A 21263-nucleotide genomic window follows, 5' to 3' on the forward strand; every position below is an offset into this window, starting at 1 on the left:
TGTGGAGCTGAGTGGCGCCGGCATCGCCGAACTATCGCTGCTGTCCCTGGTCCTGCTCGTCATTGCCGGTTTCGCCGCCGGCTGGGTGGACGCGGTAGTCGGCGGTGGCGGTTTGATCCAGTTACCGGCATTGCTGCTGGTTCCAGGCATCTCGCCGGTACAGGCCCTGGCGACAAACAAACTCGGCTCGATCTGTGGCACCCTCACGTCTTCCGCCACCTATGTGCGGCGGGTGAAGCCGGATCTGAAGACAGCTTTGCCAATGGCGGGGTGGGCGCTGACCGGAGCCGTCGGCGGCGCGGTATGCGCCACCCTGCTGCCAGCAGAGCTGTTCATGCCGATAATCCTCGTGGTGCTGGTCGCCGTCGCGCTGTACACCCTGTTCAAACCGTCGCTCGGCACCGCCGCCGCGCTAAGGTTCGGGCACTCGCCGGTAAAACACCACGGCATTGCGTGGCTGCTCGGCCTGAGCATCGGGTTCTACGACGGACTGATCGGCCCGGGCACCGGGTCATTCCTGGTAATCAGCCTGGTCGGCCTGCTGGGCTATACATTCCTCGAAGGCTCCGCGAAGGCCAAGATCGTGAATTGCGCGACGAATCTGGGTGCGCTGCTCTTTTTCGTCCCGCACGGTTCGGTGCTCTGGGGCCTCGGCTTGCTGATCGGAGCGGCCAACGTCGCCGGCGGTTACCTCGGCGCCCGGATGGCGGTCGCTCGAGGCAGCGGTTTCGTCCGGGTCATCTTCCTCGTCGTGGTTGGCGTGTTGATCGTCAAACTCGCCTTCGACGTGCTCGCGCCGCTGTTCGGCTGAGCGGCTCTGACAGCACGTGGGCTAGAGGCCGGCTAGCGAATGCACGTCGATCCCGCCGACGCTGTGCCCGGAGATCGCCCGCGCAACCCACAGTGAGCGTGCCGCGTCCGCATGTGCTCGCTGATCACCCTGGGCGAAATCGGCGAGATACCAGAACAGGTTCTCGATCTCCCGGGCCACTGAAACCGCCGCGCCCTGAGCCGGGTCGATGCCTGCTGCGTGGCACAGACTTGTGCAATGCGCCCGCAGCCAGGCGGCCTGTTCCTCGGGTTCGTTGGCGGGGACTTCCGCCAACCGGTTCCAGAGCATAGGAGCCACCGCGAAAGCCACCGGGCCGCTCACCGGATACGGGTCGATCGCCTTCCAGGTCCGCTGCCCGTTCGCTGGGTCGGGATGGCTGGAGAGCACGTTGCTGTAGTGCAGGTCGGCATGCACCAGGTAGGCGTCCGGTGCCGTTGCCAGCGCGCGGGCAGTGTTCAGCGTGGCCTGCACCAGCATGTTGTCGGTGCCGGTGAACAGTCTGAAGGACGGAAGCAACTGGGCCGCCTTGCCTGGGAAATCATCGATCCAGCGTTGCGCCGTGCCCTGCACGGTGACCAGGCCAGGAGGCGCGGGACGGGACAGCGCTCGGACCACACCGCCCCACATGGAGGCGGCCGTTTGCAGCGGAACCGAATTCAGGTCGATCGTCTGGTCGAGTCGTTCGAGCAGCGTCGCATTGTGCCCTGCGTCTGCCGCCATCAGCCGGACCGAGCCGAACCCGTCCCAGGTCTCCAGGGCGGAGCGGAGTTGCTGGTGGGCGGCTGGATTGTTTGCGATCGGCGAGGCAACCCGCAGTGCCGCAGGAACGCCGTCGACAGTGCGCACCGGCAGCACAATGCTCTGATAGCCGGCCCAGGGAGTTCCGCTCAGCGATTCGACAGTCAGCTTCCATCGGGCCAGCAGGTCGTCGACGACATCCGGTAGCGCCCGGATCCAGCGTGCGGCGTCCTCGTGGCCGAGTTCCAGCCGTACGCTGCGGGCGAGGACCTCGGGTATCGCGATCATGACGACGGTTCAGCGGCCTTCGAGGAACCTGGCAGCGCGACCAGAGTTCCAGACCAACTGCTGGCGAGCACGGCGGTTGTCATCATCCACTCAGCGGGCTTCATCCGAGCCCCGGCGGAGCTGCTGGCCAGAGCATCTCCGGCCAGATCCGACAGTCCGGACTCGAGCTGCCCTGCCAGGCGGGTGGCAGATTCCCGCGACGTCACCTCGAACGGCAGCGCGTAGCCGGGTTCCGGCGAGGGAACGTCGGCCTTCGCGGCGGCGAGTATGCCGGCCAGCTCGTCACCCAGCGCTTCGAGCTCGCCGATCCGTCGTTCCGCGTTGGTCCGCTCGGCGTCCCGCAGTCGCACTGCGAGCACCTGATAGCCATAGCTGGCGGCGTAACAGCCGGCCAGCAGCGCGCCGAGCGCGGACAGCTCCGCCTGGGATGCCGGCGTGTCAGTTGGTGATCCGGTTGCCGGGCCGCTTGCCGATGCCGGGTCGGTCGGGCTTGCGGACGGGGTGCTGTCCGGCCGGTCGATGGCGGCGACCCAGTCAGCGAAATTCGTGCCCGGATCCTTCAACCGATTGACCGCCAGCCAGCGTTTCACCATGGTCGTGCCTCCGGCGGCGATGCTGGAGAGTCGCCGGGCGTACGGGCCGGACACGGTGTCGAGCGCTCCGAGCGCCGTGGTGATCGCGGTGGACTGCGAGACCACAATGCCGTTGACCAGTTCCTCGGCCGATGCGGTGGGTGTCGGCGTGGCCGAAGGAGTGGGCGTTGACGAGCCGGTGGGAGCATCCGTCGCGCTGGAGCCCCCTTTGCTGCCGAGACTTGTCAACTGGGTGGCCAGCATGTCCTTACACTGCTGCACCAGCACGAAGGTGTCGCTTCCGGATTTGATCAGTGGCTCAAGCTCTGCGAGCTGACGCAGGCTGGACTGCAGCGGTTCGGAGACGGCCCGCCGGGCCAGCTCTGCGGCATCGGGTGTCAGTGTCTCGGCCGGACCGAAGTCGTCAACCCGGACGCCGCAGCCGGTAAGCAATGGCGATGCGATTGAACCGAACACCGCTGTCAGGAGCATCGATCGTCGCGACGGGAGGCGGCGGGGCGCCGGCGGGTGTATTAGGTGAGCAGCCATCGTAGCTACGATCATGCCATGAGCGCGTCGGAACGATTATGGTTGGTGGTTGAAGTGATCAATCAACGAAGGGCAACACTTGCGAACCGAGGAAGAAAGCAGCCTGGCCGGGACACTTGAGCCCGCGGTTGCCGCGCACGATTTGATTCTGGACGACATCCGGATAGTTGTCGTCGGGTCGCGGCGGGTCGTGCAACTCGTGGTTGACCTGCCCGAGGACCAGACCGGATCTGTGAGTCTCGACACGGTTGCCTCGGTATCTCGCGCAGCGAGTGACGTCCTCGATCAGGACGAACCATTCGGTGGCCGCGCCTACACGCTGGAAGTTTCTTCCCCAGGAGCGACCCGGCCGCTGACCGAACCGCGGCACTGGAAGCGGGCGCTCAACCGGCTCATTGCGGTGAAAACCCAGGAAGGCGATAAGCTGATTGGCCGCCTGCTTGACGTCGCCGACGACGGTCCTGTGCTGGACATCGACGGTCAGCAAACCTCGCTGAAGTACCCGGAGATCAAGACCGCGCAGGTCGAACTCGAGTTCAAGTAGCCTCGCATGCCGGCGGATCTCGCAGCCGGCGACAACTGAAAACGACAACTGAAAACGAAGGGACCGTCATGGACATCGACTTAGCCGCGCTTCGGATGCTGGAACGCGAAAAGGAAATCCCGCTCGAGGTGCTGATCACCACGATCGAGCAGGCCTTGTTGGTGGCCTATCACCGTACCGAGGGCGCGGAACCGGTGGCGCGCGCGGAGCTTGACCGCAAAAGCGGCCACGTCACGATCTGGGCCACCGAATTCAATGACGAGAACGAGCCGGTGGGCGAATGGGACGACACGCCGAGTGGTTTCGGCCGGATCGCCGCCCAGACCGCGCGTCAGGTGATTCTGCAGCGACTGCGCGACGTCGAAGACGAGTCGGTGCTCGGCGAGTTCCGTGGCCGGGAAGGTGAACTTGTCGCAGGAGTGATCCAGCAGGGCCGCAACCCGCACATGATCCAGGTGAGTCTCGGAACCGTTGAAGCGGTTCTGCCGCCGCACGAACAGGTTCCCAGCGAGACGTACGAACACGGAGCCCGGATCCGTGCCTATGTGGTTGACGTGCACAAGGGAATGAAGGGGCCGTCGATCACGTTGTCCCGTACGCATCCGAATCTGGTCAAGAAGCTCTTCGCCCACGAGGTCCCGGAGATTGCCGATGGCACCGTGGAGATCGTATCGATCGCCCGGGAATCCGGCCATCGAACCAAGATGGCAGTGAAGGCGACGAACCCGACGGTCAACGCCAAGGGCTCCTGCATCGGTGAACTCGGATCACGGGTCCGCTCGGTCATGGCGGAGCTCAACGGAGAGAAGATCGACATCATCGACTTCGACGATGATCCGGCGAAGTTCGTCGGTAACGCTCTCTCGCCGGCCCGTACAGTAAGCGTCGAGATCGTCGACGAAGAGGCCCGGTCCGCGCGGGTCGTCGTTCCCGAATATCAGCTGTCGCTGGCGATCGGAAAAGAAGGCCAGAACGCTCGTCTCGCGGCCAAGCTCACCGGCTGGCGGATTGACATCCAGTCCGATGGCGTCACCCCGGCGCCAGAAGCAGGGTAGAATGGTCGAAGCTGTTCAACCGCGGCACGTCGTCAGGACGTGCATTGGTTGTCGTCAGCGTGCCAGCCAGCACCTGCTGTTTCGAACCGTCCTCGCGGCGGAGACGCAAGGTACGGCTGGCGCAAACGTAGTCGTTCCGGATCCGCGACGAACTTTGTCCGGGCGTGGTGCCTGGTTGCATCGCTCGGTAGAGTGCGTGGAGCTGGCGCAGCGGCGGAATGCATTTGTTCGAGCACTGAAAGTCAGTGGGCGAACGGAAGTTGACGCCGTTGTTCAGTACGTGAAAACCAATGTGGAAGCGGGTATAGACACCGATGGACTGCAAGTGAGAACTCAGAAATGAGTCCCAAGTAATGACGCAGCACGAATTGAGCTATCGATGAGTTCTGCGCTGAAATAGCTGGTTCGCGCCTGTCAGGGTTTGCGGACCAAGACAGGAGAGATGTGGCAAAGCCCCGTGTCCATGAGCTGGCTAAAGAGCTCGGCACAGACAGCAAGACCGTACTGGCGAAACTGAAAGATATGGGCGAATTCGTTCGCTCTGCGTCTTCAACAGTCGAAGCGCCGGTCGTCCGCAAACTTAAAGAGGCTTTCCCGGCAGACGCCGGTTCAGCCGAGAAGAAGGCTCCGGCAAGGAAGCCAGCAGAAAAGTCACCGGCCAGCCCGGCCCGTCCAGCGGCGAAGGCAGCACCTGCCTCCGATTCGGACACCGCGGTTAAGCCTGCTCCGGCAAAACCGGCCGCCGAAGAATCAACCGCTTCCGAGAAGCCGGCCGAGGCTACTTCGGCTCCCAAGCCTGCGGTCAGGAAGCCCGGCCCGGCGGCAAAGCCGGCTCCCGCTGCGCCCGCAGCGAAGGAAAAGCCTGCTGCGCCTGCCGCGAAGGAAGCGCCCGCCGATTCCGGCGCGGCAAAGCCTGCTCCGGCCACGAAGGAAAAGCCCGCAAGCACTCGCCCGGGCAACAATCCATTCGCCACCTCGCAGGGCATGCCCCGTCCGGGCGGTCCACGCCCGACACCGGGAGCGCGTCCGGGCAACAATCCTTTCGCTACCTCGCAGGGCATGCCCCGTCCGGGCCAGCGTAAGGACGCCGCAGACAAGCGTCCCGAAGGTCGATCCGACGCTGCCCAGAAGCCGGGCGGTCCTCGTCCGCCGGCACCACGTCCGGGCGCAGGCCCGCGTCCCGGTGCCGGACCACGTCCTAACCCCGGGATGATGCCGGGACGCAGCACTGTCGGACGCCCAGGTGGCGGCGGCGGTGGCCGTCCGGCTCCCGGTGGTGGCGCGGGACGTCCCGGTGCCCCAGGCCGTGGCGGCGCTCCAGGCGGCGCTCCGGGTGGAGCTCCTGCCGGTGGCGGTCGTCCAGGCGGCGGCTTCGGCAAGGGTGGCCGCGGTCGCGGCGGAACCCAGGGCGCTTTCGGTCGTGGTGGCGGTCGTCCGGTTCGCGGGCGGAAGTCGAAGCGGGCGAAGCGTCAGGAGCTCGAACAGATGCAGGCGCCGAGCGTCGGTGGCGTCACGGTGCCACGCGGCGACGGAACCACGTCGTTGCGACTGCGCCGCGGATCCTCGCTTGGCGACTTCGCAGAGAAGATCAACTGCGATCCGGCAAGCCTGGTCACCGTGCTGTTCCACCTCGGTGAAATGGCGACGGCGACACAGTCCCTCGACGAAGACACCTTCGCGGTACTCGGCGAGGAACTGGGCTACAAGATCGAAATCGTCTCGCCAGAGGACGAAGATCGAGAGCTGCTGGGTACCTTCGATATCGACCTTGAGGGCGAACTCAGTGCCGAAGACGAGGCAGAACTCATGCCACGTCCGCCGGTCGTCACCGTTATGGGTCACGTCGACCACGGTAAGACCAAGCTCCTCGACGCAGTCAGGTCCTCTGATGTGGTCGCCGGCGAAGCGGGTGGCATCACCCAGCACATCGGTGCCTACCAGGTTCACGTCGAACACGAGGACCAGGATCGTGCGATCACCTTCATCGATACGCCAGGTCACGAAGCGTTCACCGCGATGCGTGCCCGTGGTGCCAAGGTCACCGACGTCGCCATCCTGGTCGTCGCTGCGGATGACGGCGTCATGCCGCAGACGATTGAGGCGCTGAACCACGCACAGGCGGCCAATGTGCCGATCGTGGTGGCGGTCAACAAGGTTGACAAGGAAGGCGCGAACCCGAGCAAGGTCATGCAGCAGCTGACCGAGTACAACCTGGTGGCGGAGCAGTACGGCGGCGAAACGATGTTCGTCGAGATCTCCGCGCTGAAGCGTATGGGTATCAAGGAACTGCTCGAAGCTGTTCTGCTCACCGCCGACGCCGAGCTTGAGCTTCGTGCCAACCCGGAGAAGAACGCACGCGGAATCGCGATCGAAGCGAACCTCGACAAGGGACGCGGCGCGGTTGCGACAGTGCTGATCCAGTCCGGAACGCTGCGCCAGGGGGATGCCATCGTGGCCGGAACGGCTTATGGCCGCGTCCGTGCCCTGTTCGATGAATACGGCAAGTCCCTGGACGAGGCCGGTCCGGCCCGTCCCGTGCAGGTGCTCGGACTGTCCTCGGTGCCACGTGCCGGTGACACCTTCCTGGTCACCAGCGATGATCGCACCGCCCGTCAGATCGCCGAAAAGCGTGACGCCATCGAGCGCAACGCCGCCCAGGCTCGCAGCCGCAAGCGGATCAGCCTCGAAGACTTCACCAAGGCGCTCGAAGAGGGCAAGGTTGACACGCTTAACCTCATCCTCAAGGGTGACGTCTCCGGTGCCGTTGAGGCGCTCGAAGATTCGCTGCTCAAGATTGATGTCGGCGATGACGTTGCGCTGCGGATTATTCACCGCGGCGTCGGCGCCATCACCGAGAACGACATCAACCTGGCGACGGTCGATAACGCTATCGTCATCGGCTTCAACGTCCGGCCTGAGGCGAAAGCCCGTGATCTGGCCGAGCGCGAAGGCGTCGATGTGCGGTACTACTCCGTCATCTACGGTGCGATCGACGATATTGAGAACTCGCTCAAGGGCATGCTCAAGCCGGAATACGAGGAGGTGCACACCGGGTCCGCAGAGGTCCGCGAAGTGTTCCGTTCCTCGAAGTTCGGCAATATCGCCGGTACCATCGTTCGCGACGGCGTTATGGTCCGCAACGCCAAGGCGCGTCTGACTCGCGATGGCGTCGTCGTCGGCGAGAACCTTGCGATCGAATCGCTGCGTAGGTTCAAGGACGACGCGACCGAGGTCCGCGAAGGGTTCGAGTGTGGTGTCGGTCTTGGGTCGTTCAACGACGTCAAGGAAGGCGACATCATCGAGACCTTCGAGATGCGGGAAAAGCCGCGTTCGTAGTGTTTGCCGGTTGTTTCGAGCCCTGCCTCGCCCATGTCGCTCGTGCCTCGCGACAGATGCCCGAGCCACACCCTGGCAGGGCTCGAAACAACCGTCGTGTGGCCTCTCGCGAGCAGGTGTGGCTCGGGGTTGATGCCCGAGCCACACCCTGCCGGGTCTCCCAAAATCCTGCGCCATGGCCTCTCGCGAGCAGGTGTGGCAGAACGCGGACTGGGTGTAGGACCGCGCGCGTATTCAGGCGCGTTCTTGCACGAAGTTCGCGTTCCTCGCGGATGGTCCGTCCGTGACGGGTCGCGTTCGTAGTGCATGTCAAGAAATCGGGGCCAACGCCTCGCCCGGCTCGGCCGCAAGCGGCCTCGCTTTGATGCCCGAACCACTCCCTGGCGCTGGCCCCGATTTCTCGAAGGTTCGGCCTCTCGCGAGCAGGGCGTTCCTCGCCGGCAGCCCAGCTTGTCGTACGCTTAATCAGTTTTCTGTCGATCGAAGAATCATAGGAGTTACCAAATGGCTGATCCGGCACGTGCCAGGAAGTTAGCTGACCGGATCAAGGTCGTTGTGGCCGAGACGCTGGAGAAGCGGGTCAAGGATCCCCGGCTCGGCTTCATCACCATCACCGATGTGCGAGTGACCGGCGACCTGCAGAGCGCGACTGTGTTCTACACCGTGTACGGCGAGGACTCAGATCTTGAGGCGACCGCCGCGGCGCTGGCATCCTCGAAGGGCATGCTGCGCAGCGAGGTGGGCAAGAATCTAAACATCCGGCTTACTCCGACCCTTGAGTTCATTGCCGATGCCGTCCCCAAGAAGGCGGCCGAACTGGACCAGTTGTTGCGGGCGGCAGCCGAGCGGGATGCCGAAGTTTCGAGGCTCGCCTCCTCGGCCCGGCCGGCCGGCGAGGAAGACCCGTACCGGCAAAAGACTGACTCCGACGACTGATCCCGCGGCTCTAAGGGCCCCTGCGGTGCGGTCCGGTGAAAGTTCAACTTCACCTTTTCGTTACATTGCCCTACACTCGATACGAAGGTAACGAATTGATCACGACTGCGATCTGTATTAGGAGTTTCAAGCTTGGGTAAACACACCGAAGCACGTGCCAGCCGGGCGTCGGACGCTGTCCGCGTTCTGCGGTCACCTCGAAAGGTGCTCGGGGCACGCACGCCTCGAGGCGCGGCGCTGGCAATGCCCGCCGCGCTGACGGTCGTAGTTCTCGTCGGCAGCGCCTTCGTCGGAACCAGCCAACCGACCACTGATAACGTCGCCGCACAGTCCCAGGCCTCGGTCGAGCGATCGCAGGAACCGGCCTCGCGCAGCAGTGAGCGCCAGGCGCCGGGTCAGGCGTCCAACGACGTCGCCAAGGGTGATCAGTCGAAGGACGCCAAGCAGGCAGAGGCCAAGAAAGAGGCTGCGAAGGCCAAGGCCGGCATGGTCTCCGAGCTCGACGAGCCTGCCAAGCCGAAGCCAAGCGATGACTCGCCATCTTCGGCGCCTGACTCCGCAGCTCCGGAGGTCAGCGATGCGCCGTGCTCACACGGTTCGTCGGTCGAGCAGGGCCTGCAGTCGAACACGATCAAGATCCACCGGGCCATCTGCAAGGCGTTTCCCGAGGTGAAGAGCTACGGCGGCATCCGGCAGGATTCCGACTCGGACCACAACGATGGACGCGCGCTCGACATCATGACGAGCGACAAGCAGCTGGGTGACGCCATCTCACGTTACCTGCAGAACCACTCGAGCGAGTTCGGTGTCAGCTACATCATCTGGCGCCAGCGCATCTCGATGTCGGGCAGCAGCAGCTGGCGCAGCATGGCAGACCGGGGCAGCCCTACGGCGAACCACATGGACCACGTACACGTCTCGGTCAACTGAGACGTTTGAATGGGCAATACTGCGCGCGACGGTGACACTACGCCTGCGCCGACCGGGATCCTGCTAGTCGACAAGCCCCAGGGCTGGACGAGCCATGATGTCGTTGCCCGGGCACGGCGCCTACTCGGCACCAAGAAGGTCGGCCACGCCGGCACACTCGATCCGATGGCGACCGGCCTGCTGCTGCTTGGCGTGGGAAAGGGCACCCGGCTGCTGACCTACCTGGTCGGCGAGGACAAGACATACTCCGCCGTTATCCGGCTCGGGTCCTCGACGCCCACCGACGACGCTGACAGCACGGCCGATGCCTTCGCCGATCCGACCCGCCTCGGTGGCATCACGGATGACGACATCCGCGCGGGGATCTCAGCGCTCACCGGTGACATTCAACAGGTGCCAAGCGCCGTTAGCGCGATCAAGGTGGACGGAGTGCGTTCCTATCAGCGGGTACGGGCCGGCGAGGACGTCGTGCTCAAGCCGCGCCCAGTGCTGATCCGGCGCTTTGAGTTGCTCGACGTGCAGCGTGAGGTGGGAGCCATCGACCTGAGCGTCACGGTCGAATGCACCTCCGGAACGTACGTTCGGGCGCTTGCCCGCGACCTCGGTAACGGACTCGGGGTGGGCGGCCATCTGACCGCACTCAGGCGAACACTGGTCGGACGATTCTCCGTCAATGAGGCATTGGAATTACCTGGCTGGGATGAACCGGCGGAAACTCCGGCTCTGATGTCGCTGGCCGAGGTCGCCAGGAAGTGCCTGGCCGTGCGGGATCTCAGCGACGATGATGTCCGGGCGCTGGGGTATGGGCAGTGGATTGCCGAGAGCAGTAATCCCGGCCCGGTCGCCTGCATTGGCCAGCAGGGCGACCTGGTGGCCATAGTGGAAAACATTCGGGGCAAGGCAAAGCCTGTCGTCGTTTTCAGCTAGGTCGAACAATGCAGGAAAATAGTTCGGATCTCCGACATATCGCTGACTCGTCGCGGCATCCAATAGCCATAGCGGGGGAGCCCCGACGTTGGTATCTGCTCGGCTACCTGCTGCGCCGTTTCGGCTTTACTCTGGCACTTTTTGTCGGCGCGGTCGGCGTCATCGTGGACACCCGCGAGGTCGCGAACGTCCCGTTCAAGCCGGTCGGGGCGGTAACCGCCGTTGCGGCGTGTCTTGGGTTGTATTGGGTTGCGCATCGCTGTGTGGTCAGGTCTTCGATGTCCGATTCGGTTTCGGCCGGCGCCAAGGAGCCCGGTCGCTGGGTTCTGCTGCGACCGTTCCTCGATATGGTCCTTGCGCTGTGTGGCGCCCGGGTTCTGCAACTGCTGATCGCCGATTCCCTGACCCGGGAATGGCCCTGGATGCTGATCGTCAGAATCCTCGCCCTGGTCGCGATCACGCTTGCCGTTGTCGCTCTGGCCCGGGGTGCCTGGGAAGGCCGGCTCACGTATGCCTTCTCCTGCGTTTTCTACTTCATCGGTTTCGGGCTGCTCTGGAGCATGTCCGAGGCGGTAACGCCGATCGGCGATTACGAGTCACAGGTCTGGTATGCCTTCGGATTCATCGTCGCTGCGTCATCGGCCTACGTGCTGAGTGAGTTCGCCTTTCGCCGGATTGATCGCAGGATCGATTAGTCGTACCGGACGTCGCCCTTTGCCACGTGCGTAGTCCGGGCGCTCTTGTCGTCGGTGAGCACGAAGTAGTAGGTCCCTTTTCTGACCAGCTTCCAGACGTAGCTGCCCCCCGAACAACCGACCTTGCGGGTCGTGCCGACACGATCGCCCTCCCGGTCTCGAAGCTCCAGCTTGATGGCACCTCGGTTGCAACGGGAGATCTCATTGACCTTGACGTACACGTTGGCGCGTTTACCGGTTTTCCACGACCGGGAATTCACCTTCTTCTTGAACTGGCTGCTCCACCTGAAGCTGCCGTGCCCATTGGTTCCGGCGGCGGCGATCGATGGCTGGGTGCGGAACCGCGAGCCATCCGGGTAGCGCAGTTCTTCCGAACCGTCGGCGTTCCCGGTGACCGTGGGCCGGTCGTCGCCGGACGGCGTCTGGGCGGTTGCCGCTGTTCCGGTTATCGTCCCTGCCGTGAGTGCCAGCAGGGTGGCCGCGACTGCGAGGCGCGACGCCGCGGGTCGTCGTCGGGCCGGTCGCCGGGCAGACGGTGCTGAGAACATGGTGGGGCTTACTCCTTGCGAGGTGAGGGCGATGCGAGTCCAAAGTTGTCAGTATTCCCGGTATTGGCGGATATCGCGAGCCGCAACAGTCAACCTCAAGCGTTTGATTTCCAGTTATCAACCTCATGTGATTGATTTCTGTAAAACAACCGGCGAGGATGGAAGCATGTTCGTACTGACGATTGACCAGCGAAACAGCCGGGACAGTGCCGATCGTGTTCCGGAACTGCTCGACGTGCTGAACTCCGGGGAGTGGGTCGGCGCAATTCCATTTGAACGCACGGTCGGCGATGAGGTGCAGGGCGTCGTTCTGCACGCCGATGCCGCCGTCGACATAACCCTGCAGCTTCTGCAGCAGGGCGACTGGTACGTCGGGATCGGGATCGGGACGATCGATTCCCCGATGCCCACCTCGAGCCGGGAAGCCCGGGGAGCAGCATTCGTTGCCGCGCGCGATGCCGTCGAAGCGGCGAAGGACGAACGCAATGGTGTGCCCGTCGCGGTCCGATCTCTGCCCGACGACATGGCCGAAGTGGATCAGACGGCACTGAGCACCGTGGACGCACAGGCCGTGCTGCGCCTCCTGGGTCGGCTCGTGCAGGAAAGAAGCGAGGCGCAATGGCGTGTCGTCAATCTGATTCGCAAGAAGCTGGGCGATGGTCGATATGAGACAGTCAGAGGCCGGCAGAAGACCGCGGCGAAGGCGCTGGGCATAACACCGCAGGCGGTGAGCAAATCGCTCAGTACCTCCGGCTGGACCGAAGAAGAGGCCGGACGGATTGCCGCCGGCCGGGTACTGGCGGCAGTGCGTGCGCGAGCTGACGATGAAGGAGAAAGCTAATGGATGTCGTCGTGGCGCTAATCGCGGTGACCGTGTCCGGCGTCCTCGGCTGGCCGGTGACTGCAGCCTTCCTGCAGATAGCCACGTCGCGGGACGCCGCTGGTATCGACACCATTGTGGGATCGGACCCGGCGCCATCGGAAGCGGCAGAACGTGAGGTGCTCCGCGGTGGCCTGTGGATCGGGATTCTGGAGCGGCTCGCGGTGACCATAGCTATTCTTGCTGGCTATCCGGAAGCGATTGCCTTCGTCATCGCGGTGAAGGGACTTGGCCGCTTCGCCGAGCTGAAGAACACAGTGGGCGCAGCAGAGCGCTTCATCATCGGAACGCTCGCCTCGCTGCTCTGGGCCACCGCGATCGGCGTGCTGACCCGATGGCTGTTCATCTAAAGAAAATAACTGGCGCGATGACGGAAGACGTCCTTAGAGTCGGATTACGGACCGACAGCGAGGAGGGGAATGACATGACTGTGCTCAACGACTTACCGCAAAAAGCCATAGTCGTTTCCCGTGACGCCCGCCAGCGGTAGAAGGACGTTCGGGGAACACCACCACATGCCTGGAGTTCCTCATGTCTCTCATCGATTACGGCTGGACGCCAGACGTCCAGAGCCGATTCATCCGCATCTCGTCCGGCGCAGACCGTCTCGCCCGGGTGACCCGCGTCGACCGGTCCCGGCTACAGGTTGCCGGCGACACCGGCCTGGAGCCGGCAACTCAATACTCTGTGGCCGGCCGCCGCGCCGGCTTCGACGCCGCCCTGGCCACCGGTGACTGGGTGGCCCTGTGTGACGACCCAGACGAAGGGCCCGTCGTCGTGGGCCTGGTCGAGCGAACCTCCGTGCTTGAGCGCCGCCGCGCGCTCGATGGGCTCACCGAATCTCAGCTGATCGCCGCCAACGTGGATGTCGTCGCCATCGTCGTGCCGCTGGACCGGCCGATATCGGACAATGGCGTGGAACGCGTCATCGCAACAGTGTGGGACAGCGGCGCCGTTCCGCTGATCGTGCTCAGCAAGACCGACCTGGGCAGCGGTGGCGAACAGGCCGCCATCGCCCGGGTCGCCGCAGGGGTGGACATTGTGCCGACATCGGCACACGCCAGAGAAGGCATCGCCGAACTGCGCGCCCGGCTACAGCCCGGACAGACGGCGGTCTTCTTCGGCCAATCCGGGGTCGGGAAGTCGAGCCTCATCAACGCACTGGTGGGCGCCGAGGTTCAACCAACCAAGGACGTGCGGGAGGCCGACCACCGCGGGCGGCACACCACGACCGCGCGCGAGCTGATCCCACTGCCCGGCGGCGCGGTGCTGATGGACACGCCCGGAATCCGCAGCCTCGGGCTCTGGGATGCCGGTGACGGCATCGCCGGATCGTTCGCCGACATCGAGGACCTGGCACGACGTTGCCGCTTCACCGATTGCGCCCACGACAGCGAGCCGGGGTGTGCCGTCCGGCAGGCGATCGAGCACGGAGGGCTCACCGAGCGCCGCTACCAGAGCTACCGGAAACTGCAGCGCGAGCTGGATTACCTCAACGACAGGAAGGACGAACGAGCCAGACGGCAGAAAGCCCGCGAGTTCCAGAAGCTGGCGAAGGCCGCGAACGCCGACAAGCCGCGCAAGCGGTAAGCAGCCTGCCCAAAGCGCTGGGCGCGTCGGGCGTCGGGCGGGCCGGGCGCTGGGCGGGCCGGGCACAGGGCGCGCTGGCACTAGGTGCGCTGGGCGGCACGATCGCCGCCCGGCGCGCCTGCCGTTCCAGGCTGGCAGGTACGATCAACACGCTGAAGTCGTGCGTAAACGTGTCCAGAAAGAGGGTCGGGCGTGAAATTGTTCCGGGAGCTCGCGGAGATACCCGCGGATTTCGGTCCGTCAGCCGTGACAATCGGCAACTTCGATGGCGTGCACCTTGGCCACCAGAAGGTGCTCGGCGAGATCGTTGCGGACGCCCGGTCGCGAGGACAGTCTTCGATTGCCATCACCTTCGATCCGCACCCGGCCCTCGTGCACCGCCCGGACGATGCGCCGGAGCTGATCACCGGCTTGTCCGAGAAGATCAGACGGCTCGAGGCCACCGGCCTTGACGCTGTCCTGGTGCAGACCTACACCCTGGAACTAGCCCGAAACTCGCCGGAAGATTACGTGAAAGCGGTCTTCGTCGAGGCGCTGAATGCGGCGACTGTCGTGGTCGGCCGCGATGTGCGATTCGGCTGGGAAAACACCGGCGACCTCGCGACGATGCGCGCGCTCGGTGAGAAGTACGGATTCGTCGTCGAGGTGATCGACGATCTCGGCTCGTACGCTGAAGGGATCGGCGACGATCTGCTGCCCTCCGGCGGACGGTGGTCGTCGACCCAGATTCGTCAGTTGCTGAGTGAGGGCGATGCCGGAGCCGCCGCAACGATGCTCGGCCGTCCGCATGTCGTCAGCGGCACAGTGGTGCACGGCGACGCCCGAGGGCGGGATCTGGGTTTCCCCACCGCGAATCTCGGCGAGGACACCGAGGGCCTGGTTCCGGCCGACGGCGTGTACGCCGGCTGGATCACGCTCGATGATGAAAAGCAGCGCCATCCCGCGGCGATTTCGGTCGGCACCAATCCCACATTCGAGGGCAACCGCCGCAGGGTGGAGGCGCACGTCATCGATCGTTCGGACGCAGACGTGATGGATTTCGATCTGTACGGGCGGGTGATGACGGTCGAGTTCGTCGCGCATCTTCGTCCGATGGTCGCTTACAAGGGACTTGAACCGCTGGTAGAGCAGATGACCAGCGATGTCGGCGAGACCCGAGAAGTCCTTGGGCTGCGCAGCGGCAAGGATTAGCGGTGCCAAGGCTCGCGCTGATAGTCTGTTAGCTGCCGTTTGATCGGCCGCGGTTCCATAGTGCTCAGGGCGAAAGCGACAGACCTGGGCGCCGCGCAACGACTTCTCAGGAGAAATCATGGCACTTGCCGCTGACGTAAAGCAGCAGATCATCAACGAATACGCTACCCATGAAGGCGACACCGGTTCTCCGGAAGTCCAGATCGCCGTTCTGACGAAGCGCATTAAAGACCTGACCGAGCACTTCAAGGAGCACAAGCACGACCACCACTCACGTCGTGGCCTGCTTCTCCTGGTCGGCCAGCGCAAGCGCCTGCTGGGCTACCTCCAGAAGGTAGACATCGAGCGCTACCGTGCGCTGATCGCCCGCCTCGGCCTGCGTCGCTAAATAAAAACACGTTGTGAAGACGGCTACGTAGATTCGTAGCCGTCTTCATTCGTTAGAGTGGAAAGTAACGAGCCCATCCGGGCTTAACGCATCGAGCGACGATGCCACCTCGCACACCGGTCCTCGGTAGTGGCCTCCGGAAGCAGTGAAAGCTTGAGCTCCGTGGGTCTCGATCGAAGACCGGAACCAAGACGGAAGTGGCACGAGCCTCGATGGCGACAAGCAACTGCGCGCCTCGCCGGCGCGCCAACGAACGGAGCATGACTTGGGTCTGAACCCTGAATCCGCCGTTGCCGTCCTTGATAACGGACGCTTCGGAAAACACACTATTCGCTTCGAGACCGGCCGACTGGCCCAGCAGGCAGCAGGATGCGCCGCCGCTTACCTCGACGATGAAACGATGCTGCTCTCGGCGACCGCCGTTGGCAAGCACCCGAAAGACAACTTCGACTTCTTCCCGCTGACGGTCGACGTCGAGGAGCGGATGTACGCTGCCGGCCGGATCCCCGGATCCTTCTTCCGCCGCGAGGGACGTCCGTCAACCGACGCGATCCTGACCTGCCGGTTGATCGACCGACCGCTGCGCCCGTCCTTCGTTTCGGGACTGCGCAACGAGGTCCAGGTCGTCATCACAGTGATGGCGATGCACCCGGACCACCTGTACGACGTGCTGGCGATCAACGCCGCGTCGATGTCGACGCAGCTTTCCGGCCTGCCGTTCTCCGGTCCTATCGGTGGCGTGCGAGTCGCCCTGATCGAAGACCAGTGGGTTGCGTTCCCGAACCACTCGGATCTGGAAAACGCCGTGTTCGACATGGTTGTTGCCGGCCGGGTCGTCGGTGACGACGTCGCGATCATGATGGTCGAGGCCGAGGCAACCGACAACTCGTGGAACCTGATCAAGGAAAACGGTGCCACCGCACCGACTGAAGAGATCGTGGCACAGGGGCTCGAAGCCTCGAAGCCGTTCATCCGCGAACTGGTCCGGGCGCAGGCAGAGCTTGCGGAACGTGCCGCCAAGCCGGTCGCCGAGTACCCGCGCTTCCTCGACTACCAGGATGACGTGTATCAGGCGGTTGAATCCGCCGCTCATGACGAACTCGCCGCGGCATTCCAGATCGCCGACAAGCAGGAGCGCGACGACAAGTCCGACGAGATCAAGGCGCGCGTCCTTGAGCAGCTCGCAGGGCAGTTCGAAGGCCGCGAGAAGGAAATCTCCGGTGCGTTCAAGGGCCTGACCAAGAAGGTCGTGCGTAAGCGGATTCTCACCGAGCAGGTCCGGATCGACGGCCGTGGGCTGACCGACATCCGTCCGCTGACAGCCGAGGTCGGCGTCCTTCCGCGGGTGCACGGATCGGCGATCTTCGAGCGCGGCGAAACCCAGATCCTGGGCGTGACAACGCTCAACATGTTGAAGATGGAACAGCAGATCGATTCGCTGGCGCCGGTTACCCGCAAGCGGTACATGCATAACTACAACTTCCCGCCATACTCGACCGGTGAGACCGGCCGGGTCGGAAGCCCGAAGCGTCGCGAAATCGGTCACGGTGCGCTTGCGGAGCGTGCCCTGGTTCCGGTTCTGCCGACCCGCGAAGAATTCCCGTACGCGATCCGTCAGGTATCGGAGGCACTCAGCTCCAACGGCTCGACGTCGATGGGTTCTGTCTGCGCGTCGACGCTCGGCCTGCTGAACGCCGGTGTGCCGCTGCGCGCTCCTGTCGCCGGTATCGCGATGGGCCTGGTTTCCGATGTTGTCGAGACCGAGTCCGGTCCACAGACGGCTTACGCCGCGCTGACCGACATCCTCGGCGCCGAAGACGCATTCGGCGATATGGACTTCAAGGTCGCAGGTACCTCTGAGTTCGTCACGGCAATCCAGCTCGATACCAAGCTGGACGGAATCCCGGCATCGGTTCTGGCTGCCGCGCTGACCCAGGCGCGCGAGGCACGCCTGTCCATCCTGGATGTGCTCAACGGCGCGATCTCAGCTCCGGGCGAAATGGCTGTCACCGCTCCTCGGATCATCTCGGTGAAGATCCCGGTCGACAAGATCGGCGAGGTTATCGGGCCTAAGGGCAAGATGATCAACCAGATCCAGGAAGACACCGGCGCCGACATCTCGATCGAAGATGACGGAACCGTTCTGATCGGAGCAACGGACGGGGATTCGGCTGAAGCAGCCCGCGCCGCCGTGAACGCGATCGCCAACCCGCAGGTCCCCGAGGTCGGCGAACGCTACCTCGGCACCGTCGTGAAGACCACCAGCTTTGGTGCCTTCATCTCGCTGACTCCGGGCAAGGACGGCCTGCTGCACATCTCTGAGATGCGCAAGCTGGTTGACGGCAAGCGCGTCGATAACGTCGATGACGTTGTCGGTGTCGGCCAGAAAATCCAGGTCGAGATCACCAAGGTGGACGATCGCGGCAAGCTGTCGCTGTCGCCTGTCGTCGCCGATGGTTCGGCAGACGAGTCTGCCGATTCCGCGGCCGAAGGCGCCGACGCGTAAGTGGCCGACAACGCACCGGTAACGCTGTCCGCGGAGGACGGAGCTGTAGTCAAGCGCTCCGTCCTCCCGGGCGGCGTTCGTGTTCTGACCGAATCCATGCCCGGTCTGCTATCGGCGTCGGTAGGTTTCTGGGTCGGGATCGGTTCCCGCGATGAAACCGACGGGCACCTGGGCTCGACCCATTTCCTGGAACATCTGTTGTTCAAGGGCACCGCCGAGCGCACCGCGATGGACATCGCGAGTTCCTTCGACGCTGTTGGCGGTGAGGTCAACGCCGCGACTGGCAAGGAGCACACCTGTTACTACGCACGTGTGCTTGCCGAAGACCTGCCGATGGCAATCGAGACAATTGCCGATATGGTCGCCGCCTCGAAGCTCGACGGCCAGGAGCTAGACAATGAGCGGGGCGTCATCCTCGAAGAGCTGGCCATGAACGACGACGATCCGTCGGATGTCGTACATGAGCGTTTCGCGCTGGCGGTGCTGGGCGAGCATCCGCTGGGCAGGCCGATCGGCGGAACCGCGGAGACCATTACGGCCGTGCCGCGCGAGGCCGTGTGGGAGCATTACCGGCAAAATTACGTTCCGCACGAGATCGTGGTGTCCGCCGCGGGCGGCCTCGACCATGACGAGGTATGCCGCCTGGTCCAGGAAGGCTTGGAACGAGCCGGCTGGACGCTTGACGAAGCGGAAACGCCCAAGGTCCGGCCCCGGCCCGAACTGCCGCTTGTTCCCGCCGAAGGCAGCACGGAACTGGTTGTCCGGCCGACCGAACAGGCCAATATCGTGCTCGGCTGTGCCGGTCTGACCGCAACCTCGCCGAAACGATTCACCATGAGCGTGTTGAACGCAGTGCTCGGCGGCGGAATGTCGTCGCGGCTCTTCCAGGAAATCCGGGAAAAGCGCGGCCTCGCGTACACCACCTACTCTTTTGCCGCCGGCTACTCGGATACCGGGTACTTCGGCATCTACGCGGGCTGCACCCCGGCGAAATCCGAGGAAGTGCTGCGACTTATCGACGCCGAGTGGAAGAAGCTCGCGCAAGAGGTCGTCAACGCAGAAGAACTCGAACGTGCCGTTGGCCAGCTGGCAGGCGGGATAGTTCTTGCCCTCGAGGACTCGGGCTCACGGATGAACCGCCTGGGCCGCGGCGAACTCGTTCGGGGCGAGTACGAAGACCTTGCCTGGGTACTCGAACAGATCCGTTCGGTAACACCTGAGGACGTCCGCGAGCTGGCATCGGAGTTGTACTTCCGTCCCCGCAGCCTCAGCCTTGTCGGGCCGTTCGAAGACGCCTCCGTCTATGAGCTTGCCGCAGGTCTGAAGCACCAATAGGGTTTTCGAATGGGCACTCGCCAGCGCGGAATCAGCAGGCGCTCTGCACTGATCGCCGCCGGCGTTGTCGGCGCGGGCCTTACCGGCGCGGGATTCGGCTGGTATCGCGGCGTGCCGCGACAGGTGGCGCTTCGATCGGCTACCGCCGCGTTCACCGGTCCCGGCAGCCGCGCCCTGGTCGACACTGCCGACGTTGCTGCGTTGTATCCCGGCAGCCGTGTACTGCGTTCAGCCGTCGGCGCGGAACGTCTGCTCAGGCAGGAGCAGGAGTGGTTCGCCACTGGTGCTGACTGGACACTGCGGCCCGGCCGGCACGCAGACCTGCTGCGCTGCGCACTACTTGACCTTCGGGTTCTGCTACTGCCCAATGGCGCCGCGCTGGCTGGCTGGTCATCGCCGTGGCGCTACGTCTGGCCGCGTGACGCTGCCTTTGCCGCCGCAGCGCTCTCGGCGACCGGTCATCTTGACGACGCGTGCCGGGTGCTGCAGTTTCTGGACAGTAACCTGCCCGATGAGGGCTGGCTGGAATCCCGATACCGCCCGGACGGGTCGGGCACGCCGGATGCTCGCGCCAAACAGCTGGACAGTTTTGGCTGGGTGCTGTGGTCCGCCGGGCAGCTCGCCGCCGATTGGCCCGGTGACGCCGCGGAGCTGTTGCAGCCTGTCGCATCACTGCTCCGGCACTGTGCCGCGGGCAGTATCGCCGCGGTCGATAATGAGGACGCGCTTCCGCCGCCGTCACCCGACTATTGGGAGAAACGCGAGTTCACCCAGACGCTCGGCATAGCCGCACCCCTGCTGGCCGGACTGCGAACGGCGGCGAAAGTCCTGCCGATGCTTGGCTCGGCCGCCCTCGGCACCGAGGCAACCCGGGCAGCATACCGGCTGCAGACCGCCATCCACGGCCGATACGGAGCAGACGGGTACCCGCGCAGCCTGGGACGCCGCGCCCGCGACACCTCGGTTGCCTTCCTGCTGCCGCCGTTTGCCGACACCGTGCATCCGGATGTCGCGAAGGCGGCCGCAGCGGCCCGGTTCGGGATGGCGCGCCCGGCCGGCGGAATCGCACCGGGGGAGTCCTGGCCGCAGGACGGCGTGAGCTGGACGCCGCAAACCGCGCTCTTCGGACTCACAGATGCCGCAATGGGCGACCGAACCAAGGCAATCGCGACGCTCGACTGGCTGAGCGAGCACAGAACCAGCGCCGGCTCGCTGCCGGAGAAGGTGCTGTTCGACGGTTCCCCGGCAGACGTCGCGCCACTGAGCTGGACGGCATCGACGGTGCTGCTGACCCTAGCCAAGCTGCGCAAACTGACCTGAGCGCTTTCATCCGGCCCCTTTCACCCGAAACGGTCCGCTCTCTGCCTGAGTGCGGCGGCCATGTCCACCGGTTTCGGGGAGAAACCGGACCGTTTCGCGGTTA

At 64.4% G+C, this 21263-nt stretch carries 20 protein-coding genes; 17 read left to right on the forward strand and 3 right to left on the reverse strand.

Features of this window, described 5'->3' with window-relative positions; translation table 11 throughout:
- Window position 1 precedes the first annotated feature (1 nt).
- Window positions 2-811, forward strand: coding sequence for a TSUP family transporter (locus LWF01_RS04830; RefSeq protein ID WP_349639911.1), 810 nt, complete (start codon window positions 2-4; stop codon window positions 809-811).
- A 21-nt stretch (window positions 812-832) separates the two neighbouring features.
- Here the strand turns inward: LWF01_RS04830 and LWF01_RS04835 are convergent, their stop codons facing one another.
- Together LWF01_RS04835 and LWF01_RS04840 are read right to left on the reverse strand one after the other, a co-directional pair.
- Window positions 833-1858, reverse strand: coding sequence for an aminoglycoside phosphotransferase family protein (locus LWF01_RS04835; protein WP_349639912.1), 1026 nt, complete (start codon window positions 1856-1858; stop codon window positions 833-835).
- The gene (locus tag LWF01_RS04840) at window positions 1855-2922 is read right to left on the reverse strand and encodes a ferritin-like domain-containing protein (protein WP_349639913.1); all 1068 of its coding nucleotides are present in this window, start codon (window positions 2920-2922) and stop codon (window positions 1855-1857) included. Before LWF01_RS04840 ends, LWF01_RS04835 begins: the two co-directional genes overlap by 4 nt.
- A gap of 136 nt (window positions 2923-3058) precedes the next feature.
- On the opposite strand from LWF01_RS04840, the gene rimP reads away from it, so the two are divergent.
- The 8 genes from rimP to LWF01_RS04880 all read left to right on the forward strand — a co-directional run bounded on the left by rimP (window position 3059) and on the right by LWF01_RS04880 (window position 11402).
- The gene (gene rimP, locus LWF01_RS04845) at window positions 3059-3523 is read left to right on the forward strand and encodes a ribosome maturation factor RimP (protein WP_349639914.1); all 465 of its coding nucleotides are present in this window, start codon (window positions 3059-3061) and stop codon (window positions 3521-3523) included.
- Between the two features lie 68 nt (window positions 3524-3591).
- Window positions 3592-4578, forward strand: coding sequence for a transcription termination factor NusA (gene nusA / locus LWF01_RS04850; RefSeq protein WP_349639915.1), 987 nt, complete (start codon window positions 3592-3594; stop codon window positions 4576-4578).
- 1 nt (window position 4579) lies between these two features.
- Window positions 4580-4921, forward strand: coding sequence for a YlxR family protein (locus LWF01_RS19250; RefSeq protein WP_432761987.1), 342 nt, complete (start codon window positions 4580-4582; stop codon window positions 4919-4921).
- 101 nt (window positions 4922-5022) lie between these two features.
- The gene (infB, locus tag LWF01_RS04860; RefSeq protein ID WP_349639917.1) at window positions 5023-7914 is read left to right on the forward strand and encodes a translation initiation factor IF-2; all 2892 of its coding nucleotides are present in this window, start codon (window positions 5023-5025) and stop codon (window positions 7912-7914) included.
- A 504-nt stretch (window positions 7915-8418) separates the two neighbouring features.
- The gene (rbfA, locus tag LWF01_RS04865) at window positions 8419-8850 is read left to right on the forward strand and encodes a 30S ribosome-binding factor RbfA (RefSeq protein ID WP_349639918.1); all 432 of its coding nucleotides are present in this window, start codon (window positions 8419-8421) and stop codon (window positions 8848-8850) included.
- A 132-nt stretch (window positions 8851-8982) separates the two neighbouring features.
- Window positions 8983-9780 carry a VldE C-terminal domain-containing protein gene (locus LWF01_RS04870; RefSeq protein WP_349639919.1) on the forward strand — a complete coding sequence of 266 codons (798 nt, stop codon included), beginning with the start codon at window positions 8983-8985 and terminating at the stop codon, window positions 9778-9780.
- Window positions 9781-9789: 9 nt separating this feature from the next.
- Window positions 9790-10707: a tRNA pseudouridine(55) synthase TruB gene (truB, locus tag LWF01_RS04875; protein ID WP_349639920.1), complete on the forward strand. Its 918-nt coding sequence runs from the start codon at window positions 9790-9792 to the stop codon at window positions 10705-10707.
- Between the two features lie 8 nt (window positions 10708-10715).
- Window positions 10716-11402: a hypothetical protein gene (locus tag LWF01_RS04880; RefSeq protein ID WP_349639921.1), complete on the forward strand. Its 687-nt coding sequence runs from the start codon at window positions 10716-10718 to the stop codon at window positions 11400-11402.
- On the opposite strand, the gene LWF01_RS04885 is transcribed toward LWF01_RS04880, so the two are convergent.
- On the reverse strand, window positions 11399-11950 hold the full coding sequence (locus tag LWF01_RS04885) for a hypothetical protein (protein ID WP_349639922.1): 552 nt from the start codon (window positions 11948-11950) through the stop codon (window positions 11399-11401). The genes LWF01_RS04880 and LWF01_RS04885 overlap by 4 nt on opposite strands.
- Before the next feature lie 166 nt (window positions 11951-12116).
- On the opposite strand from LWF01_RS04885, the gene LWF01_RS04890 reads away from it, so the two are divergent.
- From LWF01_RS04890 to LWF01_RS04925, 8 genes are all read left to right on the forward strand, one after another.
- Window positions 12117-12791, forward strand: a complete 675-nt coding sequence (locus tag LWF01_RS04890; RefSeq protein WP_349639923.1) for a MarR family transcriptional regulator — start codon at window positions 12117-12119, stop codon at window positions 12789-12791.
- Window positions 12791-13180 (forward strand): hypothetical protein, encoded by a 390-nt coding sequence (locus tag LWF01_RS04895; protein ID WP_349639924.1) that lies wholly within the window; start codon window positions 12791-12793, stop codon window positions 13178-13180. The genes LWF01_RS04890 and LWF01_RS04895 overlap by 1 nt, the downstream gene beginning before the upstream one ends.
- Before the next feature lie 181 nt (window positions 13181-13361).
- Window positions 13362-14420: a ribosome small subunit-dependent GTPase A gene (gene rsgA, locus LWF01_RS04900; protein ID WP_349639925.1), complete on the forward strand. Its 1059-nt coding sequence runs from the start codon at window positions 13362-13364 to the stop codon at window positions 14418-14420.
- A 192-nt stretch (window positions 14421-14612) separates the two neighbouring features.
- Complete coding sequence (locus LWF01_RS04905) at window positions 14613-15611, forward strand: bifunctional riboflavin kinase/FAD synthetase (protein WP_349639926.1); 999 nt, start codon at window positions 14613-14615, stop codon at window positions 15609-15611.
- Between the two features lie 118 nt (window positions 15612-15729).
- Window positions 15730-15999: a 30S ribosomal protein S15 gene (gene rpsO, locus LWF01_RS04910; RefSeq protein ID WP_349639927.1), complete on the forward strand. Its 270-nt coding sequence runs from the start codon at window positions 15730-15732 to the stop codon at window positions 15997-15999.
- 265 nt (window positions 16000-16264) lie between these two features.
- A complete protein-coding gene (locus LWF01_RS04915) occupies window positions 16265-18505 on the forward strand; it encodes a polyribonucleotide nucleotidyltransferase (RefSeq protein ID WP_349639928.1) in 2241 nt (746 codons plus the stop codon).
- Window positions 18506-19840 (forward strand): M16 family metallopeptidase, encoded by a 1335-nt coding sequence (locus LWF01_RS04920; protein ID WP_349639929.1) that lies wholly within the window; start codon window positions 18506-18508, stop codon window positions 19838-19840.
- A gap of 9 nt (window positions 19841-19849) precedes the next feature.
- On the forward strand, window positions 19850-21160 hold the full coding sequence (locus LWF01_RS04925) for a glycoside hydrolase family 15 (RefSeq protein WP_349639930.1): 1311 nt from the start codon (window positions 19850-19852) through the stop codon (window positions 21158-21160).
- Window positions 21161-21263 lie beyond the last annotated feature (103 nt).

It is taken from the genome of Saxibacter everestensis (assembly GCF_025787225.1).
Classification (GTDB): Bacteria; Actinomycetota; Actinomycetes; order Actinomycetales; family Brevibacteriaceae; genus Saxibacter; species Saxibacter everestensis.

Coding starts and splice junctions, on each gene's coding strand:
- LWF01_RS04835 (WP_349639912.1), bottom strand. CDS start 1,858: ATGATCGCGATACCCGAGGTCCTCGCCCGCAGCGTACGGCTGGAACTC.
- LWF01_RS04840 (WP_349639913.1), bottom strand. CDS start 2,922: ATGCTCCTGACAGCGGTGTTCGGTTCAATCGCATCGCCATTGCTTACC.
- nusA (WP_349639915.1), top strand. CDS start 3,592: ATGGACATCGACTTAGCCGCGCTTCGGATGCTGGAACGCGAAAAGGAA.
- LWF01_RS19250 (WP_432761987.1), top strand. CDS start 4,580: ATGGTCGAAGCTGTTCAACCGCGGCACGTCGTCAGGACGTGCATTGGT.
- rbfA (WP_349639918.1), top strand. CDS start 8,419: ATGGCTGATCCGGCACGTGCCAGGAAGTTAGCTGACCGGATCAAGGTC.
- truB (WP_349639920.1), top strand. CDS start 9,790: ATGGGCAATACTGCGCGCGACGGTGACACTACGCCTGCGCCGACCGGG.
- LWF01_RS04880 (WP_349639921.1), top strand. CDS start 10,716: ATGCAGGAAAATAGTTCGGATCTCCGACATATCGCTGACTCGTCGCGG.
- LWF01_RS04885 (WP_349639922.1), bottom strand. CDS start 11,950: ATGTTCTCAGCACCGTCTGCCCGGCGACCGGCCCGACGACGACCCGCG.
- LWF01_RS04890 (WP_349639923.1), top strand. CDS start 12,117: ATGTTCGTACTGACGATTGACCAGCGAAACAGCCGGGACAGTGCCGAT.
- LWF01_RS04895 (WP_349639924.1), top strand. CDS start 12,791: ATGGATGTCGTCGTGGCGCTAATCGCGGTGACCGTGTCCGGCGTCCTC.
- rsgA (WP_349639925.1), top strand. CDS start 13,362: ATGTCTCTCATCGATTACGGCTGGACGCCAGACGTCCAGAGCCGATTC.
- rpsO (WP_349639927.1), top strand. CDS start 15,730: ATGGCACTTGCCGCTGACGTAAAGCAGCAGATCATCAACGAATACGCT.
- LWF01_RS04925 (WP_349639930.1), top strand. CDS start 19,850: ATGGGCACTCGCCAGCGCGGAATCAGCAGGCGCTCTGCACTGATCGCC.